At 71.3% G+C, this 515-nt stretch carries 1 protein-coding gene; it reads left to right on the top strand.

Annotation, left to right across the window (positions count from 1 at the left end; genetic code table 11):
- Positions 1 to 131: 131 nt before the first annotated feature.
- Positions 132 to 515, top strand: a 384-nt coding sequence (locus IEW22_RS20355) for a helix-turn-helix domain-containing protein (RefSeq protein WP_229742943.1), incomplete at its 3' end; no start/stop codon positions are given.

Here is a 515-nt window from a genome sequence, read left to right as displayed (position 1 = left end):
GGTGGATTCAATCGGTCGTCGCAACACCTCGATGACGGAGGTGTGCGATGGGACGCAGCAACAAGCAGACACGCCAGGCGCCGGTGGGTGCCCGCCGGCAGTGGGCGGCGGATCGGGCGTTGCGCCCGTCGATGCGGTCACCGGGGAGACCGGAACCCTCGCGTGCGGTGCAGCGCGATTTCTGGCGGCGGATCGCCTCAGGAGCGACGACTGCCGACGCCGCGGAGGCCGTCGGCGTGTCGTGGCCGGTCGGGTCCCGGTGGTTCCGTCACGCTGGCGGCATGCCGCCGATCAGCCTGGACGAGCCCACGGGCCGCTACCTGTCGTTCACCGAGCGTGAGGAGATCGCACTGTTGCGCGCCCAGGATGTCGGCGTGCGGGAGATCGCCCGTCGGATCGGACGCGACCCGGGGACGATCTCACGCGAGCTGCGCCGCAACGCGGCGACCCGCAGCGGCACGCAGGTCTACCGAGCCGGAGTGGCGCAGTGGAAAGCGCAGCAAGCCGCGAAACGC

It is taken from the genome of Gordonia jinhuaensis, from assembly GCF_014639795.1.
Lineage (GTDB): Bacteria > Actinomycetota > Actinomycetes > Mycobacteriales > Mycobacteriaceae > Gordonia_B > Gordonia_B jinhuaensis.
Note: the sequence above shows the minus strand (reverse complement) of the source record. Positions and strands in the feature narration are given on the sequence as shown.